This window comes from Pseudobacillus sp. 179-B 2D1 NHS (assembly GCF_045370945.1).
GTDB lineage: Bacteria > Bacillota > Bacilli > Bacillales > Domibacillaceae > Pseudobacillus.
This window is the reverse complement of sequence record NZ_JBIQDP010000001.1, coordinates 40,948-56,027: the sequence shown is the minus strand read 5'-3', so window position 1 is coordinate 56,027 and position 15,080 is coordinate 40,948. Positions and strand designations below refer to the sequence as shown.

19 protein-coding genes are annotated in these 15,080 nt (G+C 40.7%); all 19 read right to left on the bottom strand.

All coding sequences use genetic code 11. The features are described from left to right. Nucleotides 1-33 precede the first annotated feature (33 nt). Nucleotides 34-177, bottom strand: coding sequence for a hypothetical protein (locus ACH0BF_RS00380; protein ID WP_406908589.1), 144 nt, complete (start codon nucleotides 175-177; stop codon nucleotides 34-36). Then, complete coding sequence (locus ACH0BF_RS00375; RefSeq protein ID WP_406908588.1) at nucleotides 174-539, bottom strand: hypothetical protein; 366 nt, start codon at nucleotides 537-539, stop codon at nucleotides 174-176. The genes ACH0BF_RS00380 and ACH0BF_RS00375 overlap by 4 nt, the downstream gene beginning before the upstream one ends. 12 nt (nucleotides 540-551) lie before the next feature. Further along, nucleotides 552-1,781, bottom strand: coding sequence for a lactonase family protein (locus ACH0BF_RS00370; RefSeq protein ID WP_406908587.1), 1,230 nt, complete (start codon nucleotides 1,779-1,781; stop codon nucleotides 552-554). Then, entirely contained in the window at nucleotides 1,778-2,362 is a 585-nt protein-coding gene (locus tag ACH0BF_RS00365) for a phage tail protein (protein WP_406908586.1), read from the bottom strand. Before ACH0BF_RS00365 ends, ACH0BF_RS00370 begins: the two co-directional genes overlap by 4 nt. Before the next feature lies 1 nt (nucleotide 2,363). Next, complete coding sequence (locus ACH0BF_RS00360) at nucleotides 2,364-2,906, bottom strand: putative phage tail protein (RefSeq protein ID WP_406908585.1); 543 nt, start codon at nucleotides 2,904-2,906, stop codon at nucleotides 2,364-2,366. Further along, nucleotides 2,899-3,948: a baseplate J/gp47 family protein gene (locus tag ACH0BF_RS00355; RefSeq protein WP_406908584.1), complete on the bottom strand. Its 1,050-nt coding sequence runs from the start codon at nucleotides 3,946-3,948 to the stop codon at nucleotides 2,899-2,901. Before ACH0BF_RS00355 ends, ACH0BF_RS00360 begins: the two co-directional genes overlap by 8 nt. Continuing rightward, complete coding sequence (locus ACH0BF_RS00350) at nucleotides 3,948-4,370, bottom strand: DUF2634 domain-containing protein (protein WP_406908582.1); 423 nt, start codon at nucleotides 4,368-4,370, stop codon at nucleotides 3,948-3,950. The genes ACH0BF_RS00355 and ACH0BF_RS00350 overlap by 1 nt, the downstream gene beginning before the upstream one ends. Before the next feature lie 12 nt (nucleotides 4,371-4,382). Then, nucleotides 4,383-4,697, bottom strand: coding sequence for a DUF2577 domain-containing protein (locus tag ACH0BF_RS00345; RefSeq protein WP_406908581.1), 315 nt, complete (start codon nucleotides 4,695-4,697; stop codon nucleotides 4,383-4,385). A 12-nt stretch (nucleotides 4,698-4,709) separates the two neighbouring features. Then, nucleotides 4,710-6,113, bottom strand: coding sequence for a C40 family peptidase (locus ACH0BF_RS00340; protein WP_406908580.1), 1,404 nt, complete (start codon nucleotides 6,111-6,113; stop codon nucleotides 4,710-4,712). Between the two features lie 12 nt (nucleotides 6,114-6,125). Next, complete coding sequence (locus tag ACH0BF_RS00335) at nucleotides 6,126-6,893, bottom strand: LysM peptidoglycan-binding domain-containing protein (protein ID WP_406908579.1); 768 nt, start codon at nucleotides 6,891-6,893, stop codon at nucleotides 6,126-6,128. Beyond that, entirely contained in the window at nucleotides 6,886-10,686 is a 3,801-nt protein-coding gene (locus ACH0BF_RS00330; protein ID WP_406908578.1) for a phage tail tape measure protein, read from the bottom strand. Before ACH0BF_RS00330 ends, ACH0BF_RS00335 begins: the two co-directional genes overlap by 8 nt. 172 nt (nucleotides 10,687-10,858) lie before the next feature. Next, nucleotides 10,859-11,290, bottom strand: a complete 432-nt coding sequence (locus ACH0BF_RS00325) for a phage tail assembly chaperone (RefSeq protein WP_406908577.1) — start codon at nucleotides 11,288-11,290, stop codon at nucleotides 10,859-10,861. Between the two features lie 52 nt (nucleotides 11,291-11,342). After that, a complete protein-coding gene (locus ACH0BF_RS00320) occupies nucleotides 11,343-11,786 on the bottom strand; it encodes a phage tail tube protein (RefSeq protein WP_065411196.1) in 444 nt (147 codons plus the stop codon). 73 nt (nucleotides 11,787-11,859) lie between these two features. Beyond that, the gene (locus ACH0BF_RS00315) at nucleotides 11,860-13,203 is read right to left on the bottom strand and encodes a phage tail sheath family protein (RefSeq protein ID WP_406908576.1); all 1,344 of its coding nucleotides are present in this window, start codon (nucleotides 13,201-13,203) and stop codon (nucleotides 11,860-11,862) included. Then, nucleotides 13,200-13,412: a YqzN/YkzM domain-containing protein gene (locus ACH0BF_RS00310; RefSeq protein ID WP_406908575.1), complete on the bottom strand. Its 213-nt coding sequence runs from the start codon at nucleotides 13,410-13,412 to the stop codon at nucleotides 13,200-13,202. Before ACH0BF_RS00310 ends, ACH0BF_RS00315 begins: the two co-directional genes overlap by 4 nt. Further along, nucleotides 13,409-13,852, bottom strand: a complete 444-nt coding sequence (locus tag ACH0BF_RS00305; protein ID WP_406908574.1) for a phage tail terminator family protein — start codon at nucleotides 13,850-13,852, stop codon at nucleotides 13,409-13,411. The genes ACH0BF_RS00310 and ACH0BF_RS00305 overlap by 4 nt, the downstream gene beginning before the upstream one ends. 11 nt (nucleotides 13,853-13,863) lie before the next feature. Then, nucleotides 13,864-14,343, bottom strand: a complete 480-nt coding sequence (locus tag ACH0BF_RS00300; protein ID WP_406908784.1) for an HK97 gp10 family phage protein — start codon at nucleotides 14,341-14,343, stop codon at nucleotides 13,864-13,866. A 2-nt stretch (nucleotides 14,344-14,345) separates the two neighbouring features. Then, on the bottom strand, nucleotides 14,346-14,699 hold the full coding sequence (locus tag ACH0BF_RS00295) for a DUF3599 family protein (RefSeq protein ID WP_406908573.1): 354 nt from the start codon (nucleotides 14,697-14,699) through the stop codon (nucleotides 14,346-14,348). Further along, nucleotides 14,696-15,079 carry a protein YqbG gene (yqbG, locus tag ACH0BF_RS00290; RefSeq protein WP_406908572.1) on the bottom strand — a complete coding sequence of 128 codons (384 nt, stop codon included), beginning with the start codon at nucleotides 15,077-15,079 and terminating at the stop codon, nucleotides 14,696-14,698. Before yqbG ends, ACH0BF_RS00295 begins: the two co-directional genes overlap by 4 nt. Nucleotide 15,080 lies beyond the last annotated feature (1 nt).

Below are 15,080 nucleotides of genomic sequence, written 5' to 3'. Positions count from 1 at the left end.
ACCATTCCACTCATATCCAAAAAATAACGCCCACTATACAGCGGCGTTTGCGTCCAATACTTGATATACTATTTCTTGCAGATTCGATAATTTCGGTACCTGTTCTCTCTCATAGTTACCGTTTTGTACATTTCTAGCCCAGATCGCCACCAAAGCGCTGTTTACTGTAAACATCACGCATTACCTCCTGCAATGATTGTAGTTAACTCCATAATTGCCTGTTCGTTTTGAATGTTTCGCTGTTCTTGTTTTGCAGCTAGCATGGTCATCTCGAGAAGCGATGTTTCAAGCTCGTCATTCTTTTTCTTTAACTGATCAAATTCTTCCTGCAAATACCCGTCGTTTTCGCGGATGATTTCTTCTTTAAGCTGTTCATCTACAATGAAGTCATTGTTAGCAGCATCCCATTTATAATATCCAGATAAAATATTACGTGGAAGAACGTGATCATCATATTCAATTTCTTCAAACCCTTCATATGAATAAGTTAGAATGTCACGAACGACATTGCTTTTGTCCGTTTTAATGTAGAATTTCATTTTTATCCTCCTTCAATTAAATATATTCATTACTTTTCTCTCTTCACCAATGCTGCCGTTTTGTAGAGCATAACCAAGAGAATAATCTCCTTCTAAAGGAACAGTATTGTTTTTATACGCTTTTAGTTCATTTTTATAGTAATTAGCTCCAATAAGATGTTCTCCATCAGGAGAGATAGTAATATTCCAGTCGCCTGTTCCCCCCATATTGATGCTTTGAAGAAGATGAAACTTATCTCCGTTTCTTTTGTATCTATTTCTCCCACCATTAACAAACAAAATTTTTCCATTAGGATGAAAACGGAGAAGGTTGGCGCCGGCTGATCCGATATTTACTGAAGGTTGTTTGTCAATTGCATTATCGATTTCTACTGGATTACCATTATTCCATTGGTACACAACAATTTGATTGTTATTTGTGCCCTTATTGAAAATCAACAGCTCGTCATTCGAAGAAAATGTCACTCCTTCTGTAGTAATCACTAAAGAACTTTCGATTTCAGTAGCCCTTCGAAACGTGTTATCACCCAGATTTTCATATACTAAAGTGCTGTTCCACTCAGAAATAACAATGTATCTTGAGTCATTAGATATAGCAATATCTCGAGGAACTGGACCCGTTGTTAATAACGTTAAATAATGGAACTCTACTAAGTCTGCAGTGTTTGCATTCAGAATTCTATAAACTAAAATTCCTGATGTTTGCGAAGATCCTATCCACCTGCGCACAAATAAATAATTTCCATCAGGAGAGAACATTGTCTTTCTGCCGCCTTGAATTCCTGTAATGGTATTAGCTACTTTAACGAAAGAGTCCCCTATTCTTTTATATAAAGTAACCCCCGCCCCTGTAGTGGAGTTTTCTCCTGCATGAGCAAAAGCAACTAAATTATTTTTATAGAAAGCAACACCGGCACAATTCTTTTCAGGCATAATATCTGGATTCGGCAACTTAACTAGTTCATCCCCAATTCTTTTAAAAAAAGCAATCGATCCATAACGGCTGGTTTCTCCCATTCGTTGAACAACAGCTACATAATTACCGTCTTCTGATATAGCTGTATCAATATGATCTGTAAAAAAACCAATCGGTTTAGGTAATTGCTTGGTTTCATACTTTACAGAAACAGGCTCACCGTATTTAATGTCTTCAGCAAAAGTAACTTTCTCTGATACTTCTCCCTTTATTTTTGTACTGCTCCCCCCGCTAAAAATCCCACCATGTTCCCTAATATCTATCATCGAGGTACCTCCTCAACATAATCCCCGTCGGCATCATAAATTACATCATATATAACTGGCGCCCCTACAACAGTTACACCGTCTGCCGCATAAGTTGTCACTGTTCGGACTGTTGGATTTCCGTCAGCATTTGGATTGCTGAATTCAGCTTTCATGAATAACGTTCCGTCTTTTCTCTTCTTCTCTACCTTAAGAAAGATCCCGTTTGCATTCTTGGAAGAACGTTTGGTAACAAACCTTTCCATATTCTGCAGCATGGCTTCTGGTGCCATGTCTGTGTAGGCTTTGGCATTTGCTTCGGCTGATTTTACTGCTTTGGATGTAGCTGCAAACTCTTCGCTATCGCTAGTTGTCGAGTTGCTTAATTGAACAATTCCTTTTTGTGTAGTGGAGGCCTCTTTCACTTCTGGGATTGGAGGACATTGATCTGCTGCCAGCTTTCCATTCGGTCCTAGCGTCGCAACCTTTTCATCGATCTTGCGGAAATTTTGATTGAGCATTGTTTCAATATTAAATGTATCTTCCTTATCAACGATTGGATCTTTTATATATAGGTTTAAACGCGGAGTATGTTCAGCCATCCTATACACCTCCCGCAAATTTATTTAATGGAGTAGCTTCCATCTCAGCTAATGTCATAGCTTCTACATCTTTAATCAATAGATATTTGAACTCAAAATCTATCACTCGATGTGCTGGCAATATTTTTCGGATAGCTGTTTTTATATCTTCCAAATTAGGTGGAATGCCGTAGACATCGTTAAACGTAACAAGAATTTTTGATTCTCCCTTTATAGCTTTTACTTCAACCGAACCATTTTGGAAGGATTCAGCTACATTTTTAATCATCCCTACACTGACCCTGCCGATACCACGCTTCTTAGACTTTAAAACTGACCTACGATGTTCAAGCGGTTTGTTAACATCGGTTGGGATCTTAAATTCCTTTTCCATGAGTGTCAGTCCCCATGTTGCACTGTCAATGAACACGTTATTAAGGACCTCATCTATATGGCGCTCTAGACGATCAAAGACCTTTCCTTCTACTCGTGCCATCTCTTGAAACTCTGGGCATTCACGTAAAATAGGTGGTAAATCCGCTAACATCTCCTCTCGACTAGACATTGAGTGTCACCTGCCCAACGACTGGCACTTCACTTTCCCTTAGAATGATATTGGTAGCCTGTCCATTGATTAATAGATTTGAATAATCAATAACTCCTGGAATAATCAAAAATAACGAACCGATCACCCGTTGCCGGACAATTGGCTCTGTCTCTTCTTTAAAAGCTATGGATTTTAAATGATCTTCAAGTGTTTGTTCAAATTGCTCTTTTACAGTCTCTATGGTGGTTGAAGAGTTAATTTCAATGGTAGCAACTACATTTATGGGCACCGGCTTTGCGCTTTCAACCGTCACAAACGAACCGATTGGAGCTAACCCTTCACCTTGGCCTGGAACCGGATCTAATGCTACTTGAATATTTTGAACCAACTCTTCAGAAGCTGGCATAAACTCAGAATTTACAATAACTACTTTTACCGTGTCGGGACCGTCCCAGTTAGGAAATACCTTAACTGCTCCTACCCCTTCAAACTCTCTCACCCATTCTTTGTAGTGCCCGATGTTTCCACTTGTAGCTGGCTCAGCTACTTTGTCTTGATACCGAACAAATAAGGATTCCTCCTCCTCTTTCTCTCTCCCTGGAATAATGATCTCGCCAAGCAAGGCGGTTTCTAATCCATTAATCGTTTCTGAAGGCATGAGTTCAGTACCTACAGGAAACTTGTTACCGATTGTTCCCTCCGTTTCACACTGTAATTGGATTCCATTCTCATTTTCGATTACTACAAAATAAACATCTTCTACAAAAAAACGGCTCCCTATGGGAACCGGAATATTAAACTCTCCTCTACGTATAGCTGCAACAGCATCTTTATAATAGATACCCATTTCAGATGTCCGTTTCTCTAAGTATTCACCTTCACTTGTTGATGCAAAGGATAGCTCTAATACTCGATCTAAAAATCGATAGAGCTTAGCCACTTGGGCAGCACTTTTCGCATAGGAGGCATATAGAGGAGAGATTTCACTTACATCAAATGACGGATCGGTCTCGTCAATCATTTCTTGTAAAATGTTTTCGAATGTATACTCCTCAAACATTAGGCCGCTAACACCTCCTCTATTTGTATTCCCCCGAGTGCCGTATCAACTTTAAAATTCACATGGAAAGCATCCTCAATATGCTTGATCACAAAGTCATAGACTTGTTCAATTCTTGGATCATACATAAGCGCTTCAGTAACAAGACGCTCAATCTCCATAATTTTAAAAGCAACACTCGTTTCATTGTCAGCCAACATTTCAGCAAGCTCATTTCCAGTATCTGCGGAGTAAATCGGATAAGCATAGCGCGGAATACACAGGGCAAATAAAATAAATTGCTTAATAGCCTCCAAACCACTGATCAGTTCACTCGTAAGCCGGTTATTTTCAAAATCAAATCGATAGGTTTTTAATCTCAGAAGTTCATTTACTGGTACTTCTCCTGTTTGGGGAATATCAAGTTCCGGTGATAGAGCCAATGTGACCACCTCCTAGTTGCTTACTCGATCTAAGACATAATAAAAGCCACCACCTTGGACGGCAGCGACTTTGAGATTATCTCCTATCTTTAATGCATTAAGAACTGTATGTGTCTCTATTCCACGAGGCGTTTGAACTTGTACAGTATAATCTGTTAAAGATTTCGGGATAATAAATGACTCTTCTGAGAGAATAAGCTTGTTATTATTCATTAAACGGATACTCATAGGATTGGTTGACACTACATCGGCGTCAAAGATTCTGACTGGATTTTCTATCTCTCCTGCTTTTAATGAGTGCTTTTTAATTTTGTCACTCAATGCCACTTTCTCTCACCTCTATAGAACTCGATTAATTTGCATAAATTTAGGACCCCAGTAAGAGTTATTACTTCTTAAATACCCGTGTTCTTTACAGCCACTGTTTCCTAAGCTAACACAATAACCCGGTTTTGTGATGATACCGACATGTGAAACACCCGACCGATAAGTTCCCTTAAAGAAAACTAAATCACCCGGTTGCCCTTCGTTGTTTCCAACCTTTCTTCCTTTTTTAATTTGGTTAGCTGTGCCATCACCAAGATCTATACCAACCTTCTTGTAAATGAACTTCGTGAATCCGGAACAATCACCACTACCTCTAGCAATGTTTTTCCCTCCAAAGTCATATTTGAGACGACCAATATAACTTCTCGCGAGAGTAACCACTTTCCGGGCCTTGGAAGATCCTTCTGTTGATCCTGGACTTGAAGTTGACGATGAAGATAGCTCTTCCATTTCAGGGAAGTCATTCGTCTCCATTAAATGCAGGCTCATCGTATGCTTGTTTCCAACAAACGTATGGACATCCGTGTCAATGTACATTGTACGTTTGAGACGGATATCATCAATAATTGCATAAATGGCGTTTCCGCTTGTAGCAGACTCAATACCGAGCGCCTCTACATCTAACTTCTTTTTAACTCCTTTTTTCTTATCCAAAATCTCTTTTCCTTTTTTCGTTAAGGCTGATTTGCTTAAGGTTTCCGAGATCTTTTCGAAGTGTTGAATCACTCCAAATTGTTTTTTGCCTTCACTGTCTGTAACAACCGCTGTGACAGTCTTATTTCCTTCACCAGATGTTAATTTGACTCGGGTAGCTGTCTCCTCAATTGATGTATCATAAGTATAATCAATGACGTTATTACCTACTTCAAGAACCCATTGAATATCCTGCTTTTTCAATTCTATTAAATGTACTTTTCCAAGACGGGAATAGATATGAAACTTTCTCTTAGAAACCTTATGTGTATCGATCATTGCTCGAAGTGCAATATCGTAAAGAGACGTTTCCTGATCAATTATCTTTCCTACCTTTTCTTTCGTGTTCACAAAAGAGCCATGTGGGACTTCGAAGTCTTTGCACATCTTCAACAGAATTTCATCAAGACGCTTTCCTGAAAAGTTATATATGTCCTTGTTCATTAAGAAATATTGCAGCATATCATACGCTGTTAATGTAAGCTGGCCACTCTTATTGCGGGACCGGTTAAATACAGTACCGCGAAATAATTCATTTCCCTTCCACTTAAACAGCAGTGTATCTCCCTCAATCACCTGTTGGTAAAAGTGAAGACCCGCGTCAGTATATAAGATATTCGCTTCAATCTTTCGTGCCGCCTGATACCTTTGTCCAGACCACGTAACTGTTGAAACAGGAATCGCCATCATATAATCAGGTTTAACTAAAAATAATTCAATCATGCTTATGCTTCCTCACTTACGAGGAGTTACAGATACCGCACTGGTTTGTACTTTTTTAAGCTGAACCGCTGTCATACCTGTACCTGTTGTTTTCTGAGGAATAGTCAGAACCTGACCGGGATAAATAAAGCGGCCAGGTTGCTTTACATTTCTTTTGTCTCGCTTGATAAGCATTTGTTTATTGGCTTCCCAGAGGATTTTCCACTCTGCGCTATTTTTATAAATTGTCTTTGCAATTCCTGTCAAAGTGTCTCCTTTTTTTACCTTATAAGTTTTGGGAACAGGCTTTGTATCAGGTCGTTGTTTATTGCCTCCGTTCGCATTTGTTTTCTTCTTCGTATCGATCTTTCGAGAGGTGACAAAGATGTATTCTTTCAGTGTGAGGTCATAATCAATATCACCAATGTCTTTGTCCCCCTCTTTATAGAAAAAGTCATCGATAGAAACAGCAAAATTAATAGGAGTGCCTGTCACAATCAAGCGAATCGGCAATTTACTTTCTCTCCAAGCTTCTAAGCGTTTCACATAGTTCCATGGCATAGACAACTTGGTTGGCCTCACCTCACAAAGCGGACTCCATTTAGCCGGAAAAAAAGACGAAAACTTAAATGTTTTCGCCCCAGGTTCCTGCAAGATAGTGATTTCACCGAAATCGGCAAGGTCAATATTTTCATTTTTAGAAGGACTGTTAATTTCAATAGTTGGAGGGAGAATAGGCAACTGGAATTTTTCTTTCCCATTCTGCCAAGACAGCCAGATTTCATATACGCTTTTAGTCATCGGCCACCACTGCTCCTCTCTCAAAGTACTCTTCCTCTAATTTTTGTTCAATATAGTTATAAGCGATTCTACCAACCTTTTCAGCATCCATATCGTTATGATAATGATTAGCACCTGTGATCTGGATGATAATGTCACGCATTCCCTGCTGAACCATTTGAACGGAACGACTCATAATACTTCGGACTGTTTGTGTTTGCTCTTCAGGCAGAATGACTGGAGCTGATTCCGTTTCGTTTTTAGCTCCTACTCTTGCTATAGATACCCGAGGCGACACCCCAAGTGCTCTTTGTGCATAATCTAGCAGTCCAAGTGCCCGATTCCGATGTTGTTCAAGAGGAATGATTACTTCTTTCTTATTCCCTTCACCGACACGGGCAATATGATCATGTGTGATGATACCGCCACGCTCATACGGTTTATAACCACCGCCGCGGGCCCTTGATTTCACTCCCGGATGATTGTGAATTCCACCGTAACGTCCATTGATATAACGAATAGCGGCAACCGCTGAATGAAGAGGATTTCTCCGATCATTGAAACCTGGTAGAGTCCACCTTTTAAATGTTTCTCCAATGATTTGAAACAGACCAACAGAAGGATCTCCTCGTCTCGCATTAATGTCCCATAAGTTAATAGCATTCGGGTTAAATCCAGACTCTTTTTGTGCTATCCACATAAGTGGTTCTAACCAGCTCATCGGCATACCTGTGATCTGCAACGCTTGCATAATAGCACTACGGGCCATTGCAGCCCCACCACCGCTATAATTACCAAATGAGCCCATTAACTCATTGGCCTTACTTTTAGCAATTTTGGAGATATCCACACTACTGAATCCTTTTACCACTCCCATAGCTGACCAATAACCAAGATCAGCCATAACACGAGAAGGTGAATGGATTCCAAGTTCTTTTCTAAACGCAGATTCTACCGCCTTCGCAAGCACTTTCGCTTCAGCTGAGACATCACCTTTCTTGCTTCTCATACCGCTAATAAAATAACCAACAAGCCCTTGGCCAAATCCTTTTCCGCTTACAATATACTTTAGCATCGGCTGTCCAACATGATTATTCAACCAAGTTTTCATGCCAACTGGGACTGATTTAATTCCATTTTTAAAGTTATATACGATTGCTGATCCGTATGTCTTTGCCCCCAAGGCGGCTTGATTAAAAGGCTGATAAATATTTGTTCTAACCCAAGAATTCACGGATAGAGGGCTCTTTCTCATACCTGCAACAAAGCCATAACTAAATGCATAGCCAAAATGCTTGGCGCTCTTTACTGCACTTCCCACTGGAATATAAATGTTTTGATTGATCCAAGAATAAACATCAACAGGAGCACTGCCAAGACCTGTTACAAATCCATAACTGAATGCGTAACCTAGGTGTTTGGAGCTTTTTGCAGCACTTCCAAATGGCTTGTAAATCTTTTCGTTAATCCATGTATAGACACTCACAGGAGCACTGTTCAAGCCCATAACAAATCCCGCAGAGAAGGCGTAACCTAAGTTCTTAGCATTGGTGGAGGCACTTCCTACAGGTTTATAGACTTTCTCATTTAACCAATTGTAGACATTCATCGGTGCCGAGTTTAGTCCGGTCATGAAGTTTTTAGCAAAGGCCTGTCCTTGAGCTTTACCGTCATTGTTTGTTGCAGCCTTATTCTCTTTAGAACCAAAAAAGAGCTTTGATAAAGCTCCTTGCCGATCTTCGGTATAGGTTCCTGGATCTTTAAAAGGATTACTGAGCAAACCATTAAACTTTTCTTGCCCGGCTTTATGCCCGAAAAGCCAGTCACCTAATCCAGTGCCTACTTGGTCTACAGCTAGAAAAGCAGAAAGTGTGCCTAGAATACCCACACCTTTACCAGCACCTCTTAATCCACTTGGTCCTCCACGCCGACCGGACCGCGTATTTCTGCGTCTGCCAGTACGGGTATCCTCGCCGAAGATTGGATTATCAGCAGGCGGACGGATTTTAAATAAGTCTTTTAATCTGTCTGTTAAACTTCGAACGCTACGTGCGCCCCTTCTTGAACGGCGATCCATACGACTCATGCTCTCAGTAATATCATCCATGTCCCTTGATCTGTTTCTTCTAAAAGTAAAATCAAAAGCCTTTCCAATCAGCTTAATTGGCTTAATAATCAACCAAGAAGTAGCTTTAATAACAATCAGTCCGCCTATTAAAATCGCAAGTGGCATTTGTATAAGATTCCAATGAGTAACGATTCCTTTAGCAACCGGTACTAATATACTTGAAATCGCTGAAGCTAAACTGTTTATATCCTTAACCATTTCCTTAACCGCCGTTTGACCTTCTTTAGAATCTAACCACTTATTTAACTTTTCGAAAGCAGGAGCTACATTGGTAATGATTCCACGGCCGATCTCCGTCATAGTTTGATTTAGCTTTCGGCCTGCATCATTGATCGGTGTCATGGGATTATTATTTCGCATGTCATTGAACTGCTTATTCAGCTCACCTGTAGCTTTTATAGGATTATCTATAACACTGGCCATATCTAGAATAGGTTGTTTTAAATCTTCATATTTGGTTCCTATAAGTTCTGTCGCAATAGCTGCACGTTTGTTTTCATCCTTAATCTTTGAGAGGCCATGAGCCAATCTGTACATCGCTTCTTGACCAGTATAAGAGCCCTTCTCAAAACCTTTAAACATTTTCTTGGCTTCATCGGCTCCCAGTACTTTCTTGAAAGCCGCTATCTGATCGTCAGTCATTTCTCGACGCTTGATGTTAAACTCACGCATCGCATCAGCCATGTCATCAAAATTTCGGGCACCGCTTTTGGTTCCAGCTACAAATGCGGCAGAAACCTGTTCCGGTTTCAATGCCATATCTACAAAGCTTGAGCTATACTCATTAAACGTATCTAAAAGATCGTCATATTGATCCCCTGCATGCTTGAACACATAGGCAAGGTTATCACCTGCTCTTTTTGAGTCGATCTTGAAATTCTTCATCATGCTGGATAACGAACGGTCTACTTCAGGAACATCTTTTTCGTGGATCATAGCAATCTTATTGGAAATTTCAGAAGCAGTTTTTAATTGGTTTCCTCTCAGGCCGGTCTGCTGGGCCATATTACGAAGAGATAAGGCGACTTCTTCTCTTGAGTTTCCGGCCATTTTTTTATAAAAAATATCATTAACCATTTTTCTAACTTCTGCGCTGGCAATACCTGTAGCGGCACTCGTCCTAGCATCTTGTTCCATAGCCGAAGAACCAGCTCCGATGATGCCAGAGCCGGTAATACCTCCAGCAGCTCCAATGGTTAACACAGTGCCTTTTAATTGATCTAAACGCCCCTGTATATTTTCAATTACAGAGGAAGCTTGGTCATCTGCTGTGATCTCTGCCGTAGCCCGCTCGCTGTCTACATTGTCTAACCGTTGTTCTATCCGCTCTAAAATACTACTTAAATTGTCTATAGCTGCAATTTCTGCTGTGGCTCTGACGCTATCTATATTATCCAAGCGTTGCTCTATTCTTTCTAAGGCATCAGTTAATCGATCAGTTATTGAGACTGTAGGAGAAGCCGTTATACTGCCCAAAGATGAAATGCTTTCCTCTACAACTCGAATAGTGCCTGTTGCACTGTCAATAACCTCTAGCCGAGGGGTCGCTCTGATCTCTCCAAGTCTTCGCATAGCCGTATCCGTAGCTTCGGTAATAGATTCAATGTCTTCTAAGCTGCTATGGAGACTTCTTAATCTGCTTGAAATTTTATCTTTCATTTCAAAGACAGCAGTTAATTTGGCCAAAGCGATCACCCTCCTTTCGGCTTATGATCTTTTAGATATTTTTCAAGAGACGCATATAGGAATGCCTTTCTCTCTTTTGGCATCTCCCACAAATCTTGCAAATCGCGCGGCTTATAATTTCTCTCATGAATCAAAAAATGGATGTAGACCGCATCACGATCTCCATCCTCGATTAGTTTTTTGCTTCTTCAACTAGTTCCTCAAAATCTTCATCATAGCCATTAATACGCTGTGTGGCATTCATCCACTCTGCAAATTCTCCACCTACTGACAACACCTTTTTCACAGCATCTACTGGATCTACTACACCGTAGGATTTAAGAAGTTCTTTATTTTTAAAGTCTGGATAAACCGTTGACTCAATTCCCATGCGGGCAATCCAGCGGGCTCTATTTAATTGCTCGCCTACTTTTTTGCCATTCTCCTTTACCGGCTCAATACATTCTTTTTCAAGCTCTTCGATCCGCTCTGTTGTAATAGGCTTCATTAGAAATGGAATCACTTTTCCCTCATTATCTTTGTATCTCTTTGAAACATAGACCTCTTCCTCCGTTACTGTCTGGGCTTTCCCTGCCATAAAGAAACTTATATCACGTTTTGTCATAGTTCATATTCCTCCAATTAAATAGTTTGATTGTTACTAAAAAAGAGAACCCTTAAAAGTCCTCTCGCAATTCCTCTGGCATATCGATATCTTCAAATGTAAATGGTAATTCTTCTTCTAGGATTTCACCCTCTGCATTTAAGCCAGCTACCTTGGCACTATCGAAATTAACATCATAAATAGTCACTCTTTCTGTTCCTCGACCAGATGATTTATCATCCAATACTTCTTGGAATGTGAAATACGGATCTTCGCCTGTTTTTACATAGTTAATCATTAGTCGAACAAACTTAGAAGTAACCTTATAAACAGTCAGTGTACCGGTACCACTGGCTCCGACAGTCTTATGCCCTGTCATTCGTCGTCCTAAAACTTTCACTTCTGTCTTTTCTTTTTCTATATTTGCTTCAAAGCTTTTAACATAGGCCATTTCTTCTCCGTCTAAGAACAAGCGGCCTTCTTTACCTGAAATCGTATTACCTGAGCGAAACGCCATACAATCTCACTCCTTTTCTCCACTAGAAAAGAGAGCCTTATTCAGACTCTCCTACTGTACTTCATTTGCTCAATCATCTAATTTCCATCCCGAAATAAAATTTCTCCCCGCTGTCTACTGGTTGCACACCGGTGTTGATATAGAAACCATCTCCGTCATCATTAATGGTAATCTGAACGTCATTCTGCGAATTAAAGTTCTTGATAGCTCCGCCTTCTTGCAAAGTGTTCATATAAATGGTTACTAAAGTGCTGAGAATTTGAATTCCATCCCCATTCACCGGGATATCCTGTCCTTTTTCTTTTCGAATCTTAATCTCTCGTTTTAACTCGCGAGTGATATCGTTGTTGATTGCGTCCATAATGCGGATGATCTTGTTCTTTTGAAACTTCTTATCTTTTTCTTTCGTGAAGGACACAAATGAGTTGATATCCTTCTCAACCGTTACCGTTTTATCACGAGCATCGAACGTTAGCATGAATTCACCTTTAGCCAGTCGCTCAATGATTTCATCGTTGTCATAACGAGGAAAAACATCAATAGCCCCTTCGTATTCAACAAACGTCAAAGACTGATTGATCGTTGCACCGGCAGAAGCTCCAGCAACCCAAGCTGTTGTTTCGGCTGGTGTAAGTGTCCTATCAGGGAGTACCGCCCCATTTGTCACATTGATAATCCCTTCAAAATCTGCTGGAGCATTAGCAAGTACACCTTGAACCTTTACACCTTGCTGATCACGCACACGACGAATAAACGAGATAAAGGCCGCTTTTAACTGTTCATCCTCTGCCACTGGCAAGGCAATAGTATCAAAATACTCTGTTTCGGAAGCAGCTAGAAACTCCATATAATCAAGATTCGTTGGCGTGCCGTCGGCACCGCCAGTTAACTTGATACCTGCGGAGTTAGTCAATTCTCCAGTACCTTCGAATGTAACCCAGGCATTTGCTTTTAACTCGCTTGCATTCGCTACAATTTGTTTATCAACGGCTTTGCTCCCCATAAAAGTTATGACATCTTTCTTTGTTTCATCCACCACATTAGAAGTGATTTTGATCATAAGGTCATTGCCTTTTGTACCGCCATACACAGCCGTTGCAGTGACGCCGGTTGCTACTTCGGCAGATGCTTTTGTGCCTTCATTTACTCGATAAGCAAGGACTGTTTTAGCCTTCTTTTTCGCCTCACGCAAAAGCAAAAGTGCCGGGTCGTTAATATCCAATCCAAGTTTCTTCTCCACATCTTCTGACTTTGTAATCTCAATAAACTTCTTTGGTTCTCCCCAGTTTAAAACGAGTGGAAGAGCTGCACGTCCTCTGTCTCCCACAGATAAACGCTCATTAGGAGCTGAGGTAAAACGAAAATAAAAGCCTGCGCGTGCCTTTTCCTCCCCAGGGACAAATGCACCACCATTCATTGTTTAACCTCCTTCTTTAAGAAAGCGTCAATACGCTTCTTCACTTCCGCCTTTGTTGCTTGAATATCTTTCATGCCTAAAACAGCCCCGTCAAAAACTTCCGGCTTCACATCAAAAAGCTTCTGAGAGTGCTCGCGTAATTCATGTAAATAAAATTTTGGTTCTACAGCAGTTGTTTTGGACGCAGTTTGTTCTGCTTTACTCGTCATGATTTCACCTCACTATCCATTCCAAAGTTCTCAAACGGCGCGTACTCTTCTTTCTCATAAAAATAACGACTATCCCATGTTACTTGGATAATCGCTACTCCACTGTCTGCTATTCTTGTTTCGATACGGTTGATTCTTACATAGTCACCTGTTGGAACTCCTGTTTGATCAATCAGTGGTATAAGTCCTCTTTTACTGTTCACAACGTCAGCAATTCGCTCGGCCTCGTTATTTGCCTGCTGCGAATCCTTATGAAACAACTTCACTGACAAACTATATGTTTTCATAAAGGTAGAGAGCGTATCATTGCTATTAAAAGCAAAAGGAGAAAGAAAATACATGCTCGGGATCACAAAGCTTTCCGGCACTTCTTTCGTATAAACCTTACAGGGAAACAACTTGTAAAAATAACTCATAATAGCTGCCACTTCCCGATTCAATACTCCACCTCCTAAAACTCTGTATCTAACCACTGCTGCATACGACGCTCTAGGCTCCTTTGAAAAATCCTTTCAAAAATAGCGAGCGCATTGTCCCAATAATGCGAGCCTTCTACCCACTTTTCTCTCAACATCATGCCAGTACTAGCTCCTGGCTCATAAACAAACCGATCACCTCTCCAATATCCAGGTACAAAACGTTTCCGCTGAAAGTGACCGTCATTTGCGTAACTGGCATAGGTCAACCGGGTTCCTATTTCTAGCGTCAATCCACCTTCATTAATGGACCAAATACCCTCAGAATCCCCTCGATTAAAAGAATTTAGCAGCCTTCGAGTATCCACTGTTTCTGTGCGAATAATTTCATCTTGAATCAGCCCGAGAAAATCCATTCCAAGACCTTCAAGCCATAAACCAAACTCCCTTTTCAGTCCTCCATCAGCAGCTTTCTCCACTTGTTTCATAAACTGTTTTAAGCCGCGTATTTTCAGGCTCATAGGCGTTCACTCCGGGTAGCCGTGACTTCGATATGATGATTCTTGATCTTTTTTGGAATTTGTAAGGTCAATTCAATGCCATTCCAGACTACTTTGTCGTTTACCCTAATGTCTGCAGACGGCAAGAAATGAACAAGAAACGATTGAATCACCGTTGGATTAGGTTCACCTTGAAGAATGGACTGATTCTTTTCCGTGAAGTAGCAAGGAACAGCGGTAAGGTCCGGAGCCTTTCCATAGGAAAACTCCTCCTCCAAGTCACTTCCCGGTATGCCCCATGCTCCCTCACTCTTATCCTTCATCAAATGGTAGACATCACATCGATGAGTTAAAAGATTACGGTAACTCATAAGGCTCTCAACCTTAATTGAATGCCGCCGCTGTCTGTCGGCTCTGCTTTAATGAACTCTTTCAACAAGCTTTTAATATCTGGCTTTCGAATGGTTTGTCCATTGGCAAGCGTATAAGAGTAATCTCCTATCTTTTCCGAGATATAGCCCTTAACGATTGATTCATCGCTGTTAATAAGCGCATAGAATTGAGCCATTTTTAATAAAGCTAGTCTTACTTTATCGGGAAGCAGAGCAACCTCCGAAAAGTCATGACCGACAATACTCTCGATCTCGATTTCTGCCTCCAGAATATCTTGTTCGAGCAACGGTGCCGGCCGCTCTTTTACTGCATCAAACACAGAATACGCAATGACATCAGTGGGAGTGATGAGCAACATC

Bases quoted from the DNA above. Each gene is read 5' to 3' on its own strand.
- ACH0BF_RS00315 (WP_406908576.1), bottom strand. From the start codon at position 13,203: ATGAATGGTGGTGCATTTGTCCCTGGGGAGGAAAAGGCACGCGCAGGC.
- ACH0BF_RS00360 (WP_406908585.1), bottom strand. From the start codon at position 2,906: ATGTCTAGTCGAGAGGAGATGTTAGCGGATTTACCACCTATTTTACGT.
- ACH0BF_RS00320 (WP_065411196.1), bottom strand. From the start codon at position 11,786: ATGGCGTTTCGCTCAGGTAATACGATTTCAGGTAAAGAAGGCCGCTTG.
- ACH0BF_RS00325 (WP_406908577.1), bottom strand. From the start codon at position 11,290: ATGACAAAACGTGATATAAGTTTCTTTATGGCAGGGAAAGCCCAGACA.
- ACH0BF_RS00365 (WP_406908586.1), bottom strand. From the start codon at position 2,362: ATGGCTGAACATACTCCGCGTTTAAACCTATATATAAAAGATCCAATC.
- ACH0BF_RS00335 (WP_406908579.1), bottom strand. From the start codon at position 6,893: ATGACTAAAAGCGTATATGAAATCTGGCTGTCTTGGCAGAATGGGAAA.
- ACH0BF_RS00340 (WP_406908580.1), bottom strand. From the start codon at position 6,113: ATGATTGAATTATTTTTAGTTAAACCTGATTATATGATGGCGATTCCT.
- ACH0BF_RS00355 (WP_406908584.1), bottom strand. From the start codon at position 3,948: ATGTTTGAGGAGTATACATTCGAAAACATTTTACAAGAAATGATTGAC.
- ACH0BF_RS00310 (WP_406908575.1), bottom strand. From the start codon at position 13,412: ATGACGAGTAAAGCAGAACAAACTGCGTCCAAAACAACTGCTGTAGAA.
- yqbG (WP_406908572.1), bottom strand. From the start codon at position 15,079: ATGTTGCTCATCACTCCCACTGATGTCATTGCGTATTCTGTGTTTGAT.
- ACH0BF_RS00375 (WP_406908588.1), bottom strand. From the start codon at position 539: ATGAAATTCTACATTAAAACGGACAAAAGCAATGTCGTTCGTGACATT.
- ACH0BF_RS00295 (WP_406908573.1), bottom strand. From the start codon at position 14,699: ATGAGTTACCGTAATCTTTTAACTCATCGATGTGATGTCTACCATTTG.
- ACH0BF_RS00370 (WP_406908587.1), bottom strand. From the start codon at position 1,781: ATGATAGATATTAGGGAACATGGTGGGATTTTTAGCGGGGGGAGCAGT.